The following is a 17,515-nucleotide window of genomic DNA, read 5'->3' on the forward strand; positions in this document are numbered from 1 at the left end:
GAGTTGTTTGGGTTACCTTTTGCTCTTTTAGGGAATTAATATGTATAACCAAACATAGGGGACCAATAATTATGAATTACGAAACATTACTAACACGAGAAAAACACCTGAAAAAACTCATAGAACAAGAAAGCACAGGCACACCGGAACAGTTAGCCAGCAAGCTAAACACCTCTGTAAGTGCCATATACAGATTAATTAGAACGTTAAAAAAATTAGGAGAGGAAATCGGCTACTCAAAAATCAAACAAACTTACTACTACAAAAAGCTAACAAAATAGAAAATGATGCTTGAATTTTGATCTTATTTAGAATGGCATTTTATTTCTACTATAATAATTATTATTAATGCCATTCAGGACTTCTACCTTCCCCCTTCCCCTTGATTCAGAATAGACTTAATAAAAATAAGCAAACTATCATCAAATGATAGTTTGCTTACATAACTTAGTTCTTGAGTTCATTCAAATGTGCACATGATCAAACTCAAGTCCATTGTCTCATGCGAAGAGATAAGGGCAAAATTAAAGTTAATTTATTATTAAAACTTAAAATTTTGACAAAATGAAAGAATTGAATTTCGAACAAATGGAAAACATCCAGGCTGGCGTACCTATGATGGAATATTGTGCAACCATACATATGATTTTCGAACACAATCCTGATCAGAGAGATACTGAAGGAATGCGTTATGCTTTATCAATTTGTTATGGAGCTGGATATTAATTCAATTATAAATATTATAAAATGAAAGAATTAAGCTTTGAGCAGATGGAGAATATCCAAGCTGGTATTTCTGCAAAAGAATATTGTAAAACTGTACGTATGATCTACGAAAGTAACCCTGACGAAAGACATTCAGAAGGATTGATGTATGCTATGAATCTTTGTCACGCATTGGGACAATAGACCTCTTTTTAAAATATCTGGATTTCTAGTAATTCAGATATTTTTTTTATTCCTATAACTTGCTAGTTTCAACAAATCGCCATTCATTACATTTCCCCCTCAAATCATAACTCTTTCGATTCATACATTTAGTCATCCTTATAAGATTATTTAATAAATGAAGTTTTATTAGCTATTAATGCCATTGATCGGCTAATGTTAAAATAGTAGCATTAACATCCCCAAAAAACTTAACAACACAAAAAATGACATTCTATTCTTAATCTTATTTAGAACAAAATGTCTATTTAATTATAATTGTTATTCTGTATGTATACTAATCCTTATCTTTTACCAAGTATTACTGCCTACAAAATAGACTTAATAAAAATAGGCAAACTATCATAAAGTGACAGTTTGCTTACATAACTTAGTTCTCGAGTTCATTCAAATGTGCACATGAAAAAACTCAAGCTCAATTTCTCATGCGAAGAGATAAGGGCAAAATTAAAGTTATTTTATTATTAATACTTAAAATTTTGACAAAATGAAAGAATTGAATTTTGAACAAATGGAAAACATCCAGGCAGGAGTATCTGCAAAAGAATATTGCAAAACTATTCAAATGATTTACGATCATAATGAAGATGAACGCGACACTGAAGGTATGGGTGTAGCAAGAGGTATTTGTAGTTTCTATGGATATCCTGTAGGATAATCTCTATTTGGGCTCTTAGGAGCCCAATACTCTCCAAACAAAATAACCTACTATTATTTTATGCTTCACAAATTCATATTTTATCTTGGGTTTTTAATCATAACAAATCAAACCTGTTTTTCGCAAAACACACAAAAAATAAAAGGCGAAATTTCATGTTTCAGCGATTCAATTGCCATTGCTTATGCACATATTGGAATATTAGGTACAGGCATAGGTACTATTTCTAACATTAACGGAGATTTCGAATTAAAAGGACAATTTAACCTTGATAAAGACACCCTCGTGATATCTCATCTTGAGTACGAAAAAAAATACATCCCATTAAAAGAATTCGTGGCAGAAATCAATCATATCGACCTTGTAAAAAGTAAATATGAATTAGGAGAGGTTATTGTATTACCTAATGAAAAAATAAATGAGATTTTTAAGCAGGTAATTGAAAACTTAAAAATCAACTACCCAGATAAATTGTATCAATGTGAAGCATTCTATCGAGAAGTGCAATATGAATTAAAAACTAAAACCAATACCCGACTGATAGAAGCTGCGATAAATATTCAGGATGGTAAGGTTAGTTCTCCCAGAACTAAAATAAAATGCAGTGTTTTACAACTTCGAAAATCAAAGAACTACACACAAGAACATTGGGGCTCAAAGTTATTGAGCAAATTACTTATAGATTACAATCAATTGTACTATTTACTTCGAGGCAACCCCACCCGCTGTTACAAAGAACTACTAAGCAAAGGCGATTTGTATTGCAACCCAATTCAATGGGCATATGAAAATAAAAAGGGAACTTTAAGCCTGAAAAGCTTAATTAAGAAAAAGGGTCAGGAAATTTATGTATTTCAATATGATGTAGGCCCTGAACTGAGATTCAATTTTTACATCAACAAATCAGATTTTGCGATTTTACAATTCGATCACGAACTAAAAAATATTCAAAAGCAATCGTATCACTTTACAAAAGTTGAGGATAAATATTACCCCTCATTTTTTAAATCTGAGAATATTCAAAGCATACTAAAAGACTCTAAAGGACTAGGAATGACCATAAGCTCATTGAGCTTTGTCAATCATAATCCCGATCGAAAAAATTTTAAACGCTTACGTTCAAAACACGTCGCCGTTAAGGATCTTGAACTTTACGATCTGAAGATGAAGTACGACGAGTATTTTTGGGCTAGCTACAACATATTACTAGACGAGCCGATACACCCAAAAATCATTTCAGATTTAGAACAAGGTAAATCCTTACAAACTCAATTTAAAGAAAACTCAAATCTATAAAAGCGAATTATAAATAATTAACTCTATGAGTAATAAACTTTTTATATGTCTTGTTTTTATGCTACTAAGCAAACATGCTTACATGCAAAACACTCAAATAATAAGAGGTCAAATATCATGTTTGGCCGACACAGTTGCCATTCCCTATGCCCATGTAGGAATCCTGGGAACGGGCATAGGAACTGTTACAAATATTAAGGGCGATTTCGAATTAAAAGGGCAGTTCAATCTTGAGAAAGACACCCTAATGGTTTCCCATATTGAGTATGAAAAAAAACTGATTCCTTTAAATGAACTTTTATCTGATACCTGTTATATAAAACTTGTTAGAAATGAATATTTATTAGCCGATGTTATTGTATTGCCTGACAATAAAAAAGAAGAAATCTTTACAAATGTTATTAAAAATCTAAAACTAAATTATCCAGGCAAATTGTATCAATGCGAAGCATTCTATAGAGAAGTACAATATCAGGAAAGAACCAAACAACATACCAGGTTAATAGAGTCTGCTGTTAATATTCAAGATGGGAAAGTAACAGCCCCCCTATCAAAAATCAAGTGCAGCTTGCTGCAATTTCGTAAATCTGACAACTTTACTGAAGAACATTTGGGTTCTAAACTATTCAAAAAAATGCTTGGTTTTTCTCAAAACTATCTGCACTATTTGTTAGTCGGAAATCCTGTTCGTTATTTCAAAGACAGGCTTCACACATCTAAGTTTAATCCTCTCTCCCAAAAATACAAGGATAAAGAATTACAATTTGTTTTATCACATCTGATAAAAAAAACGGATTATGAAATCTATGTTTTTAAATCGACACAAAGTATACCCTGTACTTTTTATATCAATAGTAAAGATTATGCAATATTAAAGTATGAAGAAGAACTGAGAACTAACACCAGGCTTATAGCCAAACGCTCTTACCAATACACAAAGATCGACAACAAATATTATCCCGCGTTCTTCTATAGTGTTAGCATAACAGATTACCTTAAAAGTTCAAAAGGCTTGGGTATAACTGAAAGTAGTCTAACATTTGTGAATTACAGTCCCGATCGAAAAAAATTCAAACGCTTACGTTCCAAACATGTTGTTCCCAATGAAATAGATCTTTATGATCAGGAAATGGAATATGATGAAAATTTCTGGACAAATTATAATATACTTCTGGATGAGCCTCTGGAAGAAAAAGTCATTACCGATTTAGAGAAAAAATCATCACTACAAAGCCAATTCAAAGATAACGCCACCAATTAAAATCTAGAAAAACATGATACAATTCTTAAGACAGTTAAAATGCAGATATGCATTATTAATATTTTTATCGATCCTACTTATACTTCGATATACGAGTAGTGGAATTGTTTTTGCGAAAGTAAAGGATTCTGAATTTATTCTTAATAACTTTCTAATATACAATTACCTTTACAACACAATTGTTTATCTATTAAAAATTGCGGTGGTAACTTTACTCATATTAGGAGGAACACTGCTTTCGGGCTACAAATTGAAATCTAAACAAGTTTTAAAAACAGTAATCCTTGCTAATTTCGTATACTTTTTTAGATATATTGCCGTAATCACTTGGGCATCTTTCAATTGGAGTACATATAATATGGAATCCTTACGTACCTTCAATTCGAAAACCTTTTTAACTTTGAAATTAGGAGATGCAGATCATATTCTGGCTCAATTCCTTAAATCATTCAGCTTGTACGATATTATTTTTGTTTTTGCACTGCTTCTTTTAACAACACTTCTTAACGATATCAAATGGAAGCAAAGCACGAAAATTATATTTTCTTCCTATGTCCCGGCAATTATTGTTTATGCTCTTTTTGTTGTTTTTCTAACAGAACTATAATAAGCAACTCATTTTTTATCAATTAGCAATGCTTCAAAATGAATGATCTAAAAAAAATTCTTCCAGTAGCGCTCTTTGTCATCATTGTAGTGACCTTATTGTTCTTTATTAGCACGAAAAGAAAAGCTAATAAAGAAATCGCCAGCAATTTTGAAATCATTGATTTTAACGACTTCAATTTTTTAGAACCTGTTGAGGATTATGAATTAAATGAAAATTCAGTGATCTGTTTTTTTGCCAGCGACTGTTCTTTATGTTCCTACGAAGCCAAGCAACTCAAAAAAGAAGATTTTGTACCAGAAAACCTTGATTTCATTTGGGTATCATCACAAAATCGTGACAGTATCGTCTCCTTTATTAAAAGCAATGACATTGCAGGTGTGGAGCATTTCAAATTTGCTCAAATTGAGGCAAGTGTTTTAACCGAAAAATACAATATAAATGAATATCCAAAAGGCTTAATCTATAAGAATGGAATACTTTGTCATTCGTTTAAGGGTTTAATCAGTTTGTTTACCATAAAGGAACATTTAAATCAAGAAATTCCAAACTAAACACTAACATTCAATCTATAATTTTGTGAATCGTAAACTCTATAAAAAAGCAAAACAAACTTTTACTTTACAACACGATTATGCTGATTGCGGTGTTGCTTGTTTGCTGTCCATTATCAAATATTTTGGTGGTACTGGTAATTTTGAATCATTACGTGAATGGAGCGGAACCAGTAAGCAAGGTACAAGCCTTCTGGGCTTGTATCAAGCTGCAAAAAAGTCCAATTTGTCTGCAAAAGCCTATCAGGCAGAATTTGAGAATTTATTGGAAACAAAGCACCCACTAATTTTACACCTTGAGCTTGAAAATGGCCTGGAGCACTATGTTGTATTTTATGGATTTCATAACGATAAACTAGTGATAGGTGATCCTGGCAAAGGGATTTGTTATTACACACAAAATGAACTGCTAAAAGTATGGAAGTCGAAAGCTCTGTTAACATTAGAGCCAGAAAAATCCTTCGCCCACAAAGAAGAATCAAAAGAACAGAAGAGAAATTGGATCTTAAACATGATTCAGGAAGACAGACAAATTTTAATGGTCTCTATTTTTATTGGTGTTTTAATTGCCGGCTTGAGTTTAGCAGTCTCTGTCTTTAACCAAAAACTGATTGATGACATTTTACCATCAAAGGAGTTTTCGAAAGTTATTATTGCCATAACTGTACTGTGTTTATTGCTTGTTTCTCACACTTTTTTAAATGCTATCCGCAATAAATTCTTATACATCCAAAGCCGGGATTTTAACATTCGAATGGTTAATTCTTTTTTTAAACAGTTACTCAATTTACCCAAAAGTTTTTTTGACAACAGAAAATCAGGAGATTTAATTGCCAGGCTAAATGACAGTGCCAGAATACAAGCTTTTCTTTCGAAAGTAGCTGGTAATTTTATAATTGAGATTCTTATTTTACTGGTTTCAATCCTGGTTCTGTTTTTCTATTCCATCACACATGGAATTCTAACTCTCCTGTTTCTTCCTGTTTACGCAAGCATTCTGATCGTTTTCAACAAAAAAATTGTTTCAGGACAAAAGAATGTGATGGAACATTATGCCCATAACGAAAGTTTCTACATCAATAGTTTAAATGGAATCGAAACAATTAAAAACACCAACACGAATAGTTATTTCGAAAATAAAAACCGATCTATCTACACCAATTTTCAAGACAAAATCTTTACGCTGGGAAAAATAACCATCAATCTATCTTTTTTGTCGGGGATATTAGGAACAATATACATGGCAAGCATTATTGGCGTTGGAGCACAACATGTAATAACCGATACCATTAGTTTAGGAGCCCTAATTGCAATGATTGGCATTTCAACGAGAATTTCACCAGCTTTAACAAGCATAATTGCTATGCTCATACAAGTTCAGGAAGCGAAGGTAGCCTTTGATCGTTTGTTTGAAATGATTAACATTAATACAAATTCTAAACAGAAAGTCAAATCAATCTCGAAAATTACAGACATCCAAATCAATAATCTTAACTTTCGATTTCCAGGAAGATCTCTACTTTTAAAAAACATTAACCTGAAGATACAAAAAGGTGAAATCACAAGTCTTCTTGGAGAATCAGGTACTGGAAAAAGTACTTTGTCCAGTATATTACAGAAATTCTATTTTCCTGAAAATGGAGATATTCTCATGAATGAGATTCCTCTCAATGAGATCTCCAATTCCAATCTGAGATCACGAATAGGACACATTCCTCAAAGCATTCATATTTTCAATAGCACACTAGCCTTTAACATTTTGCTTGAAGACATAAATGAACAAAACTTTACAGAACTTAAGGCATTTTGCGAAAAGTGGGGTTTTAACAAATTCTTTGACCTATTACCACAAGGATTATCTACAAAAGTGGGTGAAGATGGTATTAACTTATCGGGCGGCCAAAAGCAACTATTGGCATTTGCCAGAATATTCTATAGAAAACCTGATTTTATCATTCTGGATGAAGCCACCTCTGCTATGGATCGGCTTACTGAACAGTTTGTTTTTACATTGCTCGAAAAAGTAAAACCAGACGTTGCCATATTAATCATTACACATAGAATCCACATTTTAAAAAGAATTTCAGACCAGATATATATTCTGGATCACAAAACAACAGATCATCATGGAACCCATGAAGATTTAATGAAATACGATAATTTCTATAGTCAGTTTTGGAAAGAGTTACATATTGAATCAAACCAACTATCTGCACATTGAAAAGATTATACCATATCGCGTACCAAGTAGAGGAAATCTGGCACTCCTTAAAGGAACACAAAAAAAGAAATCTCTTAACAGGATTTGGAGTCTCCTGGGGGATTTTCATTTTGGTTCTTCTAGTAGGAGCAGGAAATGGGCTTCAAAAAGGAGTAATGGTTCTTTTCCAGGATTATACTCAAAATAGTTTTTGGATTTATGGTGGCCAAACCAACATTTCAAAGCCCGGACAAAATTCTGGTAGGCATATCCGCTTTAAGCAACAAGATATATCTGTGCTGAAAAGTTGGTATCCTGAAATTGAACATACTTCACCTGAGTTAAGATACAATGGAAAACTTTTACACTCTAAAAGCCATAGTTATCAAAGGTTTGAATGTTATGGAATAAATAGCAGTTATTTTAAAATTAAAACCTACAACACATCACAAGGCAGATATTTCAATCCTTTAGACGATCAGCAAAACAGAAATATTGCAATTATTGGCAAAGACATTGCCGAAGGATTATTTGATAAAGAAGATGTAGTTGGCAGGTATTTTTGTATGGATGGCGTATGGTTTCAAATTATTGGAGTTCTGGCGGAAAAGTCACTCTTTTCAAATAATAAAAGAAACATCTACATCCCATTCGGCACACTTCAAAATCATTTTTTTAAAGACAAGAGCATGAATTGTTTCGCCCTTTCTTTAAAAGCTGAAAATTCGGCCAGGAGATTCGAAGAGTCAATTAAAAACTACCTGTCGAAAAATTTTCGATTTGATTTAGAAGATAAAAATGCAATTTACATTAACAACGTACAGTCTAGTGCCAGTTCAATTAAAGACTTGTTTAAAACCATTAACGGTTTTCTTTGGTTGGTAGGATTCTGTCTGCTATTAAGTGGTATTGTAGGCGTTAGTAACATTATGCTCGTGGTTGTCAAGGAAAGAACGCAGGAAATTGGTATAAGAAAAGCCATAGGAGCGAGTCCCAAAAGTATACTTTACATGATTTTGAATGAATCGATAATCATTACCTTCATTTCAGGAATCACAGGTCTGCTGGCTGCTACATTAATTGTGAACCTTATTAATTTAATAATTGGAGATATGATTTCCGACAGCAATTCTATATTCAAAGGACTGGATGTAAATATTCCCATTGCCATTGGAGCCATTATCACATTGGTTATCTCAGGTGCTATTGCTGGATTATATCCTGCCAGAAAAGCCGCATCTGTCTTGCCTATAAAAGCCATAAGCTCAGAAAACCCTTAATCTTATCTGCAACATGAAAAACAAAAGCCTCATCATAACTTTGATTATCCTATCCCTTTGTGTTGGATTTGTATGGTTACACCAAAGCAAAAATAAATATCGTTTTAGCAATACAGAACAAGCTAGCTTCACTGATCTTGAGTTAAAACAGTTTATTTCAGGCTACCTTGTACCCGAAAGAGAGGTTCAAATTAAATCCCAAATTTCAGGAATTCTAAAACAGATACATGTAAAAGCGGGCGATACCATAAAAAGAGGCGATTTAATAGCTGAAGTGAGTGTACTGCCAAATCCTCAAAATATTGAGACTGCATCGAAAACGCTTACCACCTGTCAAATCAATTATAACAAGTGCAAAAAAGAATATGAGCAATACAAAAAGCTCTATGAAAAAAAAGTAGTTGCCGAACAAGAATTTGATCAATATACCGATGCCTATTTAATCAGCCAGGAGGAATTAAAATCTGCAAAAAAGCAACTGGAAATCATCAAAACAGGATATTCAAAAGATCAGGAAAACATTCCTAATTTTATACGTTCTACCGTATCGGGAACCGTTCTTGAAATTCCTTTAAAAGAAGGTGCGAGTATTACCGAACGTAATAACTTCAACGAAGGAAGCAACTTGGCGAGTATTGCCAATTTACAAAGCCTTATTTTTAAGGCCAAAGTCAATGAATCTGACATTTCATATTTGAAAAAGGGAATGATTTTCAACCTGGAAATTAGTGCTTTAAAAAACAAAAACATTACGGCTGAATTAACTCACATCACGCCCAAAGCCAAAGAGGAAAATGGGATTATGAAATTCGATATTGAAGCCAAAGTTAGTAATGGCAAACACATTCAACTCTATCCCGGTTTTTCAGCTGTTGCAGAAATGATTCTTGACAGGCGGGATAGTGTTCTCACCATAAAAGAACGAAACCTGATTTTTAAGAACGACAGTATTTATGTAGAGCTTCTTGATGAGCAATATAAAAAACAAAAAAGAGTAGTGAAAACAGGATTATCCGATGGTCTTAGAATTGAAATATTAGATGGTTTAAGCCTGGAAGATAAAGTTGTTGTTCAGAAAAATTAAGCCAAAATAAATCTCCATTTTTTCCCTACCTTTGCACGCAAATCATATAGGCGACATTATGCAGGAAAACAAAGCACAAGGAACAGATATCTCAACATTGGGAGAATTTGGCTTGATTAAGCAGTTGACAAAAAACATCAAAATAAACCATAGCAGCACCAAACTAGGTGTAGGCGATGATGCTGCAGTTTTGGATCATCAAGACAAAAAAACGGTGGTAACTACCGATTTGCTGGTGGAAGGAATCCATTTCGATTTAATGTACACCCCATTAAAACACCTGGGATACAAAAGTATTGCAGTAAATGTTTCTGATGTTTATGCCATGAATGCTTGTCCGAAGCAGGTTACTGTTTCCATTGCCATTTCGAAGCGATTTACGGTAGAGGCGATTGAGGAAATTTATGATGGAATCCGTTTGGCCTGCGAAAATTACAACGTCGATTTGGTGGGTGGCGATACAACATCATCGCTAACCGGATTGTGCATTTCGGTTACTGCCATTGGCGAAGCCAAAGAGGAAGAGCTGGCATACAGAAGTGGTGCAAAAGTAAACGATTTGATCTGCGTAAGCGGTAATCTTGGTGCAGCATATGCCGGTTTACAATTGTTGGAGCGCGAAAAAGCCATTTTCGAGAACAATCCAAACATGCAACCTGATTTATCGGGTCACGACTACATTTTGGAACGCCAGCTAAAACCAGAAGCCAGAAAAGACATTTACGAAAGATTGCAAGAAGCGAAGATTGTGCCGACCTCTATGATTGATATTTCGGATGGTTTGTCGTCGGAGTTGATGCACATTTGTGATCAGTCGAAAGTAGGATGTCAGATTTACGAGGAGAAAATTCCGGTAGATTACGAAACCCACAAAATGGCCGAAGAATTAAACATGAACTACAGTACCTTTTCGTTAAATGGTGGCGAAGATTATGAGTTGTTGTTCACCGTGCCATTGGAGAAATTCGACGATGTAGAAAAAATGGAAGATGTAAAAGTAATTGGTCACATTACCGAGGCCGAGAAAGGCATTTACATGATCACCCGCGACAATAGCGAAATTGCATTGCAGGCACAAGGGTGGAATCCTTTGAAAGAGGAGTAATTTTTGAGTGAATGAGGGGTGAGTGAATGAGTAAATGAGGGGAATACAGTAATTGGGTCTTCCCCTTTATCTGAAAATTTGCACACCCAAAATATAAAGCAGAGAAAATGTGTGAATTTTCTCTATTTCTTCATAAAATGAAAACTTACTCTTACACCTACCTAGCCAAAGGGCCTTATCTCTTCATTATTCTTTCCTTATTGATCGTATTATTATTTTTCTCTTTTCTATTAATTGGAATCATTAGGCCTTCAATTAACTGGTCGATATTTATTCTCTTCTCATCTCCCATACTTTTTGCCATTATCCTCCCTTTTCTCACAAGAAAGAGAGTTCAGATTAAAACATTAAGCATATCACCAGATGATATCCAATATGAGGAATACACTATTAAATGGGATCAGATTAAATGGGTTAGGATCGATCAGAACCCCAAATCTATTTATGAGAAAATTGTCATTCAAACTATAGATCAAAGATATCGAATCCAGTATTTCGACACAAAATCGCACAGAGAAGAATGGAAGGTGATCAAGAATGATCTAAAAATAGCCATTGAAAAAAAGTGTCCTGATTTGGAGAAGGCAAAATTGTATTAAATCTCATCCAATCCCTCTTTACGATTTTCGTTGTTTTTGTGGGCATTGGAAGGTTAAGCTGCTTATGAGCAGAAAACTTTTAGTAAGACGGGATAGCTGAGAACTTTGTTCGAAGATCCTCCCGCCGCACTTATAGTTTTCAAGCAGAAGTAGTTTGATCTTACACGCCCTAGATTTTTTGCATACTTTTTCATCAATGGAAAAAGTATGAGCCTTTGCGGCTAGAGCAATTTTTAAAAAAAATGAGACCCTCAAAAGAAGATCTCACTTTTATATATCCTAACTGTTGTGTTCTTTACTCAGGGAAGTATCCTCTCATGATACCACGCTTAGAGTTCTTCACGAACAGAATAATTTCGTCACGCTCTGGTGAAGCAGGCATTTCAGCTTCGATAGCTTCCAATGCTGTAAAGTTGTTCATTCCTTTTTGGTACAGGTAACGGTATACATCCTGAATTTCGCGGATTTTTTCGTTACCGAACTCACGACGACGCAAACCAATTGAGTTTACACCGATGTAAGAAACCGGTTCGCGACCAGCCTTCACGTATGGAGGAATATCTTTGCGAACCAAAGATCCACCTGATACCATAACATGAGAACCAATGTGAACAAACTGGTGAATAGCAACAAGTCCACTTAAAATTGCGAAATCGTCGATTACTACCTCACCTGCAATCTGAGTTGCATTACCAATAATACAGTTGTTACCCACAATACTGTCGTGTGCAACATGAACATAGGCCATCAACAAACAGTTGTTACCAACAATGGTTTTGCCTTTTGCAGCAGTACCACGGTTAATGGTAACACACTCGCGAATGGTTGTGTTGTTCCCAATTTCAACTGTAGTTTTCTCACCACGGAATTTCAAATCCTGTGGCACAGCACCAATTACTGCTCCAGGAAATACATTACAGTTTTTTCCAATTCTGGTTCCTTCCAAAATTGTTGCGTTGGAACCAATTCTTGTACCCTCTTCAATTACTACATCCTTATCGATTGTTACGAATGGCTCAATCACTACGTTATCAGCGATTTTTGCCTCAGGGTGTACATATGCTAACGGTTGCTTCATTTTTTTATTTATTACGTGTTACACAAACTTCTGCCACACCAGAAATTTGCCTTGTAGTAGTTAAATCTTATTTATTTTTTGCGATTTGAGCCATGAACTCACCTTCAGCAACAATAGTATCGCCAACAAAAGCTAAACCGCGCATGTTAGCAACTCCCCTACGAATTGGTGACAAAAATTGCAATTTAAAAATCAGAGTATCTCCAGGAACAACTTTCTTTCTGAATTTAATATTGTTCTGAGTCAAGAAGTAAGTTGAATAATTTTCAGGATCTTCTACCTGACTTAATACTAGAATACCTCCACACTGTGCCATCGCTTCAACCATAAGAACACCTGGCATTACAGGTTCTCCAGGGAAGTGTCCTACGAAGAAAGGCTCGTTCATAGAAACATTCTTTACACCTACAATTGTATCATCCTGAATGTCGATAATTTTATCAACCAACAAGAATGGAGGACGGTGAGGCAATAGTTTCATTACCCCGTTAATGTCTAAAACAGGCTCTTGGTTTGGGTTATAAGCCGGAACTGAATCTTTTCCCATTTCTTTTTTTATTCGTTTGATTAATAATTTTGCCATTTGGGTATTTGGACCGTGACCAGGACAAGAAGCAATTACTTTTCCTTTAATAAACTTACCACAAAGGGCAAGGTCGCCAATCACGTCTAATAGTTTGTGTCGAGCACACTCATTTGCGAAGTAAAGCTCAAGGTTACTTAAAATTCCTTCTTTTACTTCTACATGCTGATGGTCAAACAGGTCGGCAATACGATCCAACTCTTTTTGTTCCATCATTTGGTCCATGATAACAATGGCGTTATCAAGATCTCCCCCTTTGACCAAATTGTTATTTAATAGAAATTCCAATTCGCGTACAAAAACAAATGTACGACACATCGAAATTTCATCTTTATAATCTTTCAATGATGTTAATCGAGCATACTGATTGTTCAACACCTTTGAATTGAAAGAAATCATGGTGTCAACACTATACTCATTATCCGGAAGAATTGTTAGTTCAGAACCGCGAGCTTCATCTTTGTATACAATTGGCTCTTTTACCACGAAGTATTCACGTTTTGCCTCTTGTTCTACAATTCCTGCTTCTTCTATACCTTGCACATAGAATTTTGCACTACCATCCAAAATTGGAGGTTCAGGAGAATTCATCTCAATCATACAGTTATCAACTCCCATACCGTACAATGCCGATAAGGCATGCTCGATGGTTTGAACTTTGCATTCCCCTTTTTCAAGTACAGTTCCTCTCGAAGTATCCCCAACATATTCTGCACTTGCATCAATTACTGGTTCGCCTTCTAAATCAACTCTCTTAAATTTGTATCCGTGATTTTCAGGAGCAGGTACAAACTTAATGGAAACTTCCAATCCGGTATGAAGACCTTTTCCTGTTAAAGTAAATTCTTTTGCTAATGTTCTCTGCTTATCAGCCATAAACTCTTAATATTTATTCTGTTTCCGGAAAACGGAATTCCCCTATTTTTCCTCTTCCAGCTTCTTTACTTGCTTTTCCAAATCCATAATCTGCTCTCTCATTTTTGGCAGATTTTTAAACAACACATATGATTTTTGATATGGACCAAATTCAAAGGCAGGCGATCCTTGCAGAACTTCGCCCTGCTTTTTAATATTTCGGCCAATACCCGATTGTGCTGCTATTTTTACTTCGTCGGCAATTGACAAATGACCAGCAATACCAACCTGACCACCAAACATGCAGTTCTTTCCAACTTTAGAACTTCCGGCAATACCGGTTTGCGATGCAATCACAGTATGCTCATCAATCTCAACATTGTGAGCCACCTGTATCAGGTTATCCAGTTTAACGCCTTTACGGATAATGGTAGATCCCATTGTTGCACGGTCGATACAAGTATTGGCTCCAATCTCAACATGATCTTCCAGGATTACATTCCCAACCTGTGGAACTTTCTTATAATCGTTTGCCGATGAAGGAGCAAAACCAAAACCATCGGCTCCGATTACCGAACCCGAATGAATGATACAATCATTACCGATTTTACAGTTTTCATACACCTTAACGCCAGAATTCAAAATTGTATTGTCTCCAATAATTACATTATCGCCGATATAGGTATGTGGATAAATTTTTACATTCTCTCCAATCTTTACATTGCTACCAACATAAGCAAAGGCTCCCACATAAATCTTATCGCCAATTGTGGCCGATTTACTTACGAAAGAAGGCTCTTCAATTCCTACTTTCTGAGGCTTGCTTTGCTCATACATTTCCAACAACTGGGCCAATGCCTGGTAAGCATCTTCAACACGAATTAAAGTCGCCTTTATTTCTTTGGCAGCCTTAAAATCTTTGTTTACTAAAACAATGGATGAGTTGGTTGTGTAGATATGATGTTCGTACTTTGGATTTGCCAAAAAAGAAAGAGTTCCCGGCTTTCCTTCCTCAATTCTGGAAACATTGTTCACGGCTACCGAAGCATCGCCATCAACCTCACCTTGTAGAAACTCTGCAATATCTTGCGCTGTAAAGTTCATTTGTTCTGGTTTTATATCAGATAATAAGTTGGAATTAATCATTCCGAAAACTCATTTTTTATTAGGCGCACATCGTCCAATATATCTGATTAATACGAAAAAAATTTCTGCAAATCTAACAATTATTTCATGCACATAAAATTTTTTTGCTTTTCAGACTGCAAACTTATCGCGATTCACTCTCATTTTCTGATATTTACAACACAACAGATTAAACATTACAAAATCTCAATTTTAGGATAGCACAAATAGTATTTTTTTACCGTTTTGGATAGTACATCAATATTCATCATATCCGATGCTTCGGCAATGTCGCAAATAGAGCCGTCTTTGTGAAGAATATTGATATGATCGCCCGAACTGTATGCATTATTACTGATCATGCCATGAATCACAATAAAATCGAGGGCATGTTCAGAACATCCGAAGTATTTCTGAATACCAGCTCTTACCTTACTAATATATTCGGGTGTAAATGGAGTTTTCTGAATCTCGATTTTAAACAGTTGTCTGTCGCGAATGCATTTGCACAAATAGGAAAGCACCTTATCCGAATGGTTCGACCAAACCTTAATAGACACCATCAAGTCATCATCATCGAGCTCGGCGAAAACATCGAGGGCACTTTTGCCATTCAGCAGTGGTTTTTCGCTCTCGAAATCGTCAATGCCTACTTTATTATACAGGAAATATCGAAGTGCAGGGGTGGCAAATAGTTTTTCGCCACGTTCGGCCAAATACTTTGCACGCTTTAATATATATACCAACATTTCTTCCGCAGCAATAACGGTTTTGTGCAGGTAAACCTGCCAGTACATTAATCGGCGGGCGATTAAAAACTTTTCGATCGAATAAATCCCTTTCTCTTCTACTACCAGGTTATCATTGCGTACATCCAACATTTTAATGATTCTGGCCGAACCCACAACTCCTTCGGTAACGCCAGAGAAAAAGCTATCTCTTCTTAGATAATCCAAACGGTCCATATCGAGCTGACTCGACACCAACTGGTTGAGGAAACGCTTTGGGTATTCATTTTTAAAAATCTGTATGGCAGTATCCAATTCGCCTTCGAACTGCTTGTTTAGCCTGTTCATGAACAATTCTGATAGCTTCTCATGCGTAATTCCATTTACAATGCTGTATTCGAGGGCATGCGAAAACGGACCGTGCCCAATATCGTGAAGTAAAATAGCTGCATGAACAGCCTCCGATTCCTTCTCACTTATCTCATTCCCCTTCGATCGCAATACCTCAATAGCCAAACCCATTAAATGCGTAGCACCTAATGCATGCTGAAAACGGTTATGAAATGCACCCGGAAAAACCAGGTAAGTCAAACCCAATTGTTTGATTCGCCTTAATCGCTGAAAGTAATGATGTTCGACCATGTCGTAGGAAATTCCACTTGGGATATGGATAAAGCCATGAACAGGATCGTTAACAATTTTTTTCTTTGGGGTAAATTGTTCAGACATAAACAGATGCATTTTGGTTGTAAACAAATGTATAAAAACACAGCCTAAAAGCCTATCGTATTGAAATTCCTTCTCAGATTTTATGATTTAAATTAGAAATAACTCCTTCACGAGCTTCATTAAATATTTATCGTACTGTTTATTAACAGAATTTTCGCCTCCATTTTTTCGAAAAAATCGGCAATAATATTTCAAAAAAATTTTCTTTAGCAGTTAGAATACAATAATTTAGAGGAATGCCATTTGTTTTTTAAAACATTTATCTCTAATTTTGCATCGAAAAGTAAGAATAACGTGTACTTTAGGGGGCAGAAAGTCCCCTATTTTATTGACATTAACCGATATATGATTGATAAAAAAATTGTACTTGAAATTGTTGAAAAAGAAATTGCTGACAGCAACCTCTTTATTGTGGACGTAAGCGTATCTGCAAGTAATGCAATTTCGGTAATGATTGACAGTATGGAAGGTGTACCAATTAGCACCTGTATTGAGTTAAGTCGTGCAATCGAAAAGAACTTTGACCGTGACGCAGAAGATTTTGAACTACAAGTTGCTTCAGCAGGAATAGGTCAACCCTTTCAAGTAATTCAACAATACCAGAAAAACATTGGAAAAGATGTTGAAGTGCTTACCACCGACGGAATGAAACACAAAGGCAAGTTAATTACAGTTGGTGAAAACGAAATAGAAATTGAAGTTGAAGAGAAAGTAAAAGTGGAAGGCAAAAAGAAAAAACAAGTTGTTGTGAATGCCTACAGTTTTGCTTTTGATCAAATAAAATCAACAAAAGATATCATTACTTTTTAACAAGTAAATAGCTGA

Annotated in this window: 18 protein-coding genes; 14 read left to right on the forward strand and 4 right to left on the reverse strand. The window is 35.2% G+C overall.

Annotation, left to right across the window (positions count from 1 at the left end; translation table 11 throughout):
* Nucleotides 1–71: 71 nt before the first annotated feature.
* The 13 genes from ELS83_RS17605 (at nucleotide 72) to ELS83_RS22880 (ending at nucleotide 11,592) form a co-directional block, all read left to right on the forward strand.
* Nucleotides 72–281: an HTH domain-containing protein gene (locus tag ELS83_RS17605; protein WP_171596858.1), complete on the forward strand. Its 210-nt coding sequence runs from the start codon at nucleotides 72–74 to the stop codon at nucleotides 279–281.
* Between the two features lie 283 nt (nucleotides 282–564).
* Nucleotides 565–726, forward strand: a complete 162-nt coding sequence (locus tag ELS83_RS17610) for a hypothetical protein (RefSeq protein WP_171596859.1) — start codon at nucleotides 565–567, stop codon at nucleotides 724–726.
* A gap of 21 nt (nucleotides 727–747) precedes the next feature.
* Complete coding sequence (locus ELS83_RS17615; protein ID WP_171596860.1) at nucleotides 748–909, forward strand: hypothetical protein; 162 nt, start codon at nucleotides 748–750, stop codon at nucleotides 907–909.
* Nucleotides 910–1,435: 526 nt separating this feature from the next.
* On the forward strand, nucleotides 1,436–1,606 hold the full coding sequence (locus ELS83_RS17620; RefSeq protein ID WP_171596861.1) for a hypothetical protein: 171 nt from the start codon (nucleotides 1,436–1,438) through the stop codon (nucleotides 1,604–1,606).
* A gap of 60 nt (nucleotides 1,607–1,666) precedes the next feature.
* A complete protein-coding gene (locus ELS83_RS17625; RefSeq protein ID WP_171596862.1) occupies nucleotides 1,667–2,902 on the forward strand; it encodes a carboxypeptidase-like regulatory domain-containing protein in 1,236 nt (411 codons plus the stop codon).
* 25 nt (nucleotides 2,903–2,927) lie between these two features.
* Nucleotides 2,928–4,163, forward strand: a complete 1,236-nt coding sequence (locus ELS83_RS17630; RefSeq protein WP_171596863.1) for a carboxypeptidase-like regulatory domain-containing protein — start codon at nucleotides 2,928–2,930, stop codon at nucleotides 4,161–4,163.
* A 13-nt stretch (nucleotides 4,164–4,176) separates the two neighbouring features.
* The gene (locus ELS83_RS17635) at nucleotides 4,177–4,770 is read left to right on the forward strand and encodes a hypothetical protein (protein ID WP_171596864.1); all 594 of its coding nucleotides are present in this window, start codon (nucleotides 4,177–4,179) and stop codon (nucleotides 4,768–4,770) included.
* Between the two features lie 38 nt (nucleotides 4,771–4,808).
* Nucleotides 4,809–5,324: a redoxin domain-containing protein gene (locus ELS83_RS17640; protein WP_171596865.1), complete on the forward strand. Its 516-nt coding sequence runs from the start codon at nucleotides 4,809–4,811 to the stop codon at nucleotides 5,322–5,324.
* Between the two features lie 25 nt (nucleotides 5,325–5,349).
* Nucleotides 5,350–7,545: an ABC transporter transmembrane domain-containing protein gene (locus ELS83_RS22595; RefSeq protein ID WP_171596866.1), complete on the forward strand. Its 2,196-nt coding sequence runs from the start codon at nucleotides 5,350–5,352 to the stop codon at nucleotides 7,543–7,545.
* On the forward strand, nucleotides 7,542–8,804 hold the full coding sequence (locus ELS83_RS17650; RefSeq protein WP_171596867.1) for an ABC transporter permease: 1,263 nt from the start codon (nucleotides 7,542–7,544) through the stop codon (nucleotides 8,802–8,804). The genes ELS83_RS22595 and ELS83_RS17650 overlap by 4 nt, the downstream gene beginning before the upstream one ends.
* Before the next feature lie 13 nt (nucleotides 8,805–8,817).
* The gene (locus ELS83_RS17655) at nucleotides 8,818–9,888 is read left to right on the forward strand and encodes an efflux RND transporter periplasmic adaptor subunit (RefSeq protein ID WP_171596868.1); all 1,071 of its coding nucleotides are present in this window, start codon (nucleotides 8,818–8,820) and stop codon (nucleotides 9,886–9,888) included.
* 58 nt (nucleotides 9,889–9,946) lie between these two features.
* Entirely contained in the window at nucleotides 9,947–10,993 is a 1,047-nt protein-coding gene (gene thiL / locus ELS83_RS17660; protein WP_171596869.1) for a thiamine-phosphate kinase, read from the forward strand.
* A gap of 137 nt (nucleotides 10,994–11,130) precedes the next feature.
* Nucleotides 11,131–11,592: a hypothetical protein gene (locus ELS83_RS22880; RefSeq protein ID WP_488153816.1), complete on the forward strand. Its 462-nt coding sequence runs from the start codon at nucleotides 11,131–11,133 to the stop codon at nucleotides 11,590–11,592.
* A 295-nt stretch (nucleotides 11,593–11,887) separates the two neighbouring features.
* Here ELS83_RS22880 and lpxA read toward each other — a convergent pair whose 3' ends face one another.
* The 4 genes from lpxA to ELS83_RS17680 all read right to left on the reverse strand — a co-directional run bounded on the left by lpxA (nucleotide 11,888) and on the right by ELS83_RS17680 (nucleotide 16,690).
* Entirely contained in the window at nucleotides 11,888–12,670 is a 783-nt protein-coding gene (gene lpxA, locus ELS83_RS17665) for an acyl-ACP--UDP-N-acetylglucosamine O-acyltransferase (protein WP_171596870.1), read from the reverse strand.
* A gap of 67 nt (nucleotides 12,671–12,737) precedes the next feature.
* The gene (locus tag ELS83_RS17670; protein WP_171596871.1) at nucleotides 12,738–14,129 is read right to left on the reverse strand and encodes a bifunctional UDP-3-O-[3-hydroxymyristoyl] N-acetylglucosamine deacetylase/3-hydroxyacyl-ACP dehydratase; all 1,392 of its coding nucleotides are present in this window, start codon (nucleotides 14,127–14,129) and stop codon (nucleotides 12,738–12,740) included.
* 42 nt (nucleotides 14,130–14,171) lie between these two features.
* Nucleotides 14,172–15,212 (reverse strand): UDP-3-O-(3-hydroxymyristoyl)glucosamine N-acyltransferase, encoded by a 1,041-nt coding sequence (gene lpxD / locus ELS83_RS17675; RefSeq protein ID WP_171596872.1) that lies wholly within the window; start codon nucleotides 15,210–15,212, stop codon nucleotides 14,172–14,174.
* A 218-nt stretch (nucleotides 15,213–15,430) separates the two neighbouring features.
* Nucleotides 15,431–16,690, reverse strand: a complete 1,260-nt coding sequence (locus ELS83_RS17680; protein ID WP_171596873.1) for an HD domain-containing protein — start codon at nucleotides 16,688–16,690, stop codon at nucleotides 15,431–15,433.
* Nucleotides 16,691–17,035: 345 nt separating this feature from the next.
* Here ELS83_RS17680 and rimP point away from each other — a divergent pair, with 345 nt between their 5' ends.
* Nucleotides 17,036–17,500 carry a ribosome assembly cofactor RimP gene (gene rimP, locus ELS83_RS17685; RefSeq protein ID WP_171596874.1) on the forward strand — a complete coding sequence of 155 codons (465 nt, stop codon included), beginning with the start codon at nucleotides 17,036–17,038 and terminating at the stop codon, nucleotides 17,498–17,500.
* The last annotated feature ends 15 nt before the right edge of the window (nucleotides 17,501–17,515 follow it).

It is taken from the genome of Marinifilum caeruleilacunae (assembly GCF_013141825.1).
In the GTDB taxonomy this organism is placed as follows: domain Bacteria; phylum Bacteroidota; class Bacteroidia; order Bacteroidales; family Marinifilaceae; genus Marinifilum; species Marinifilum caeruleilacunae.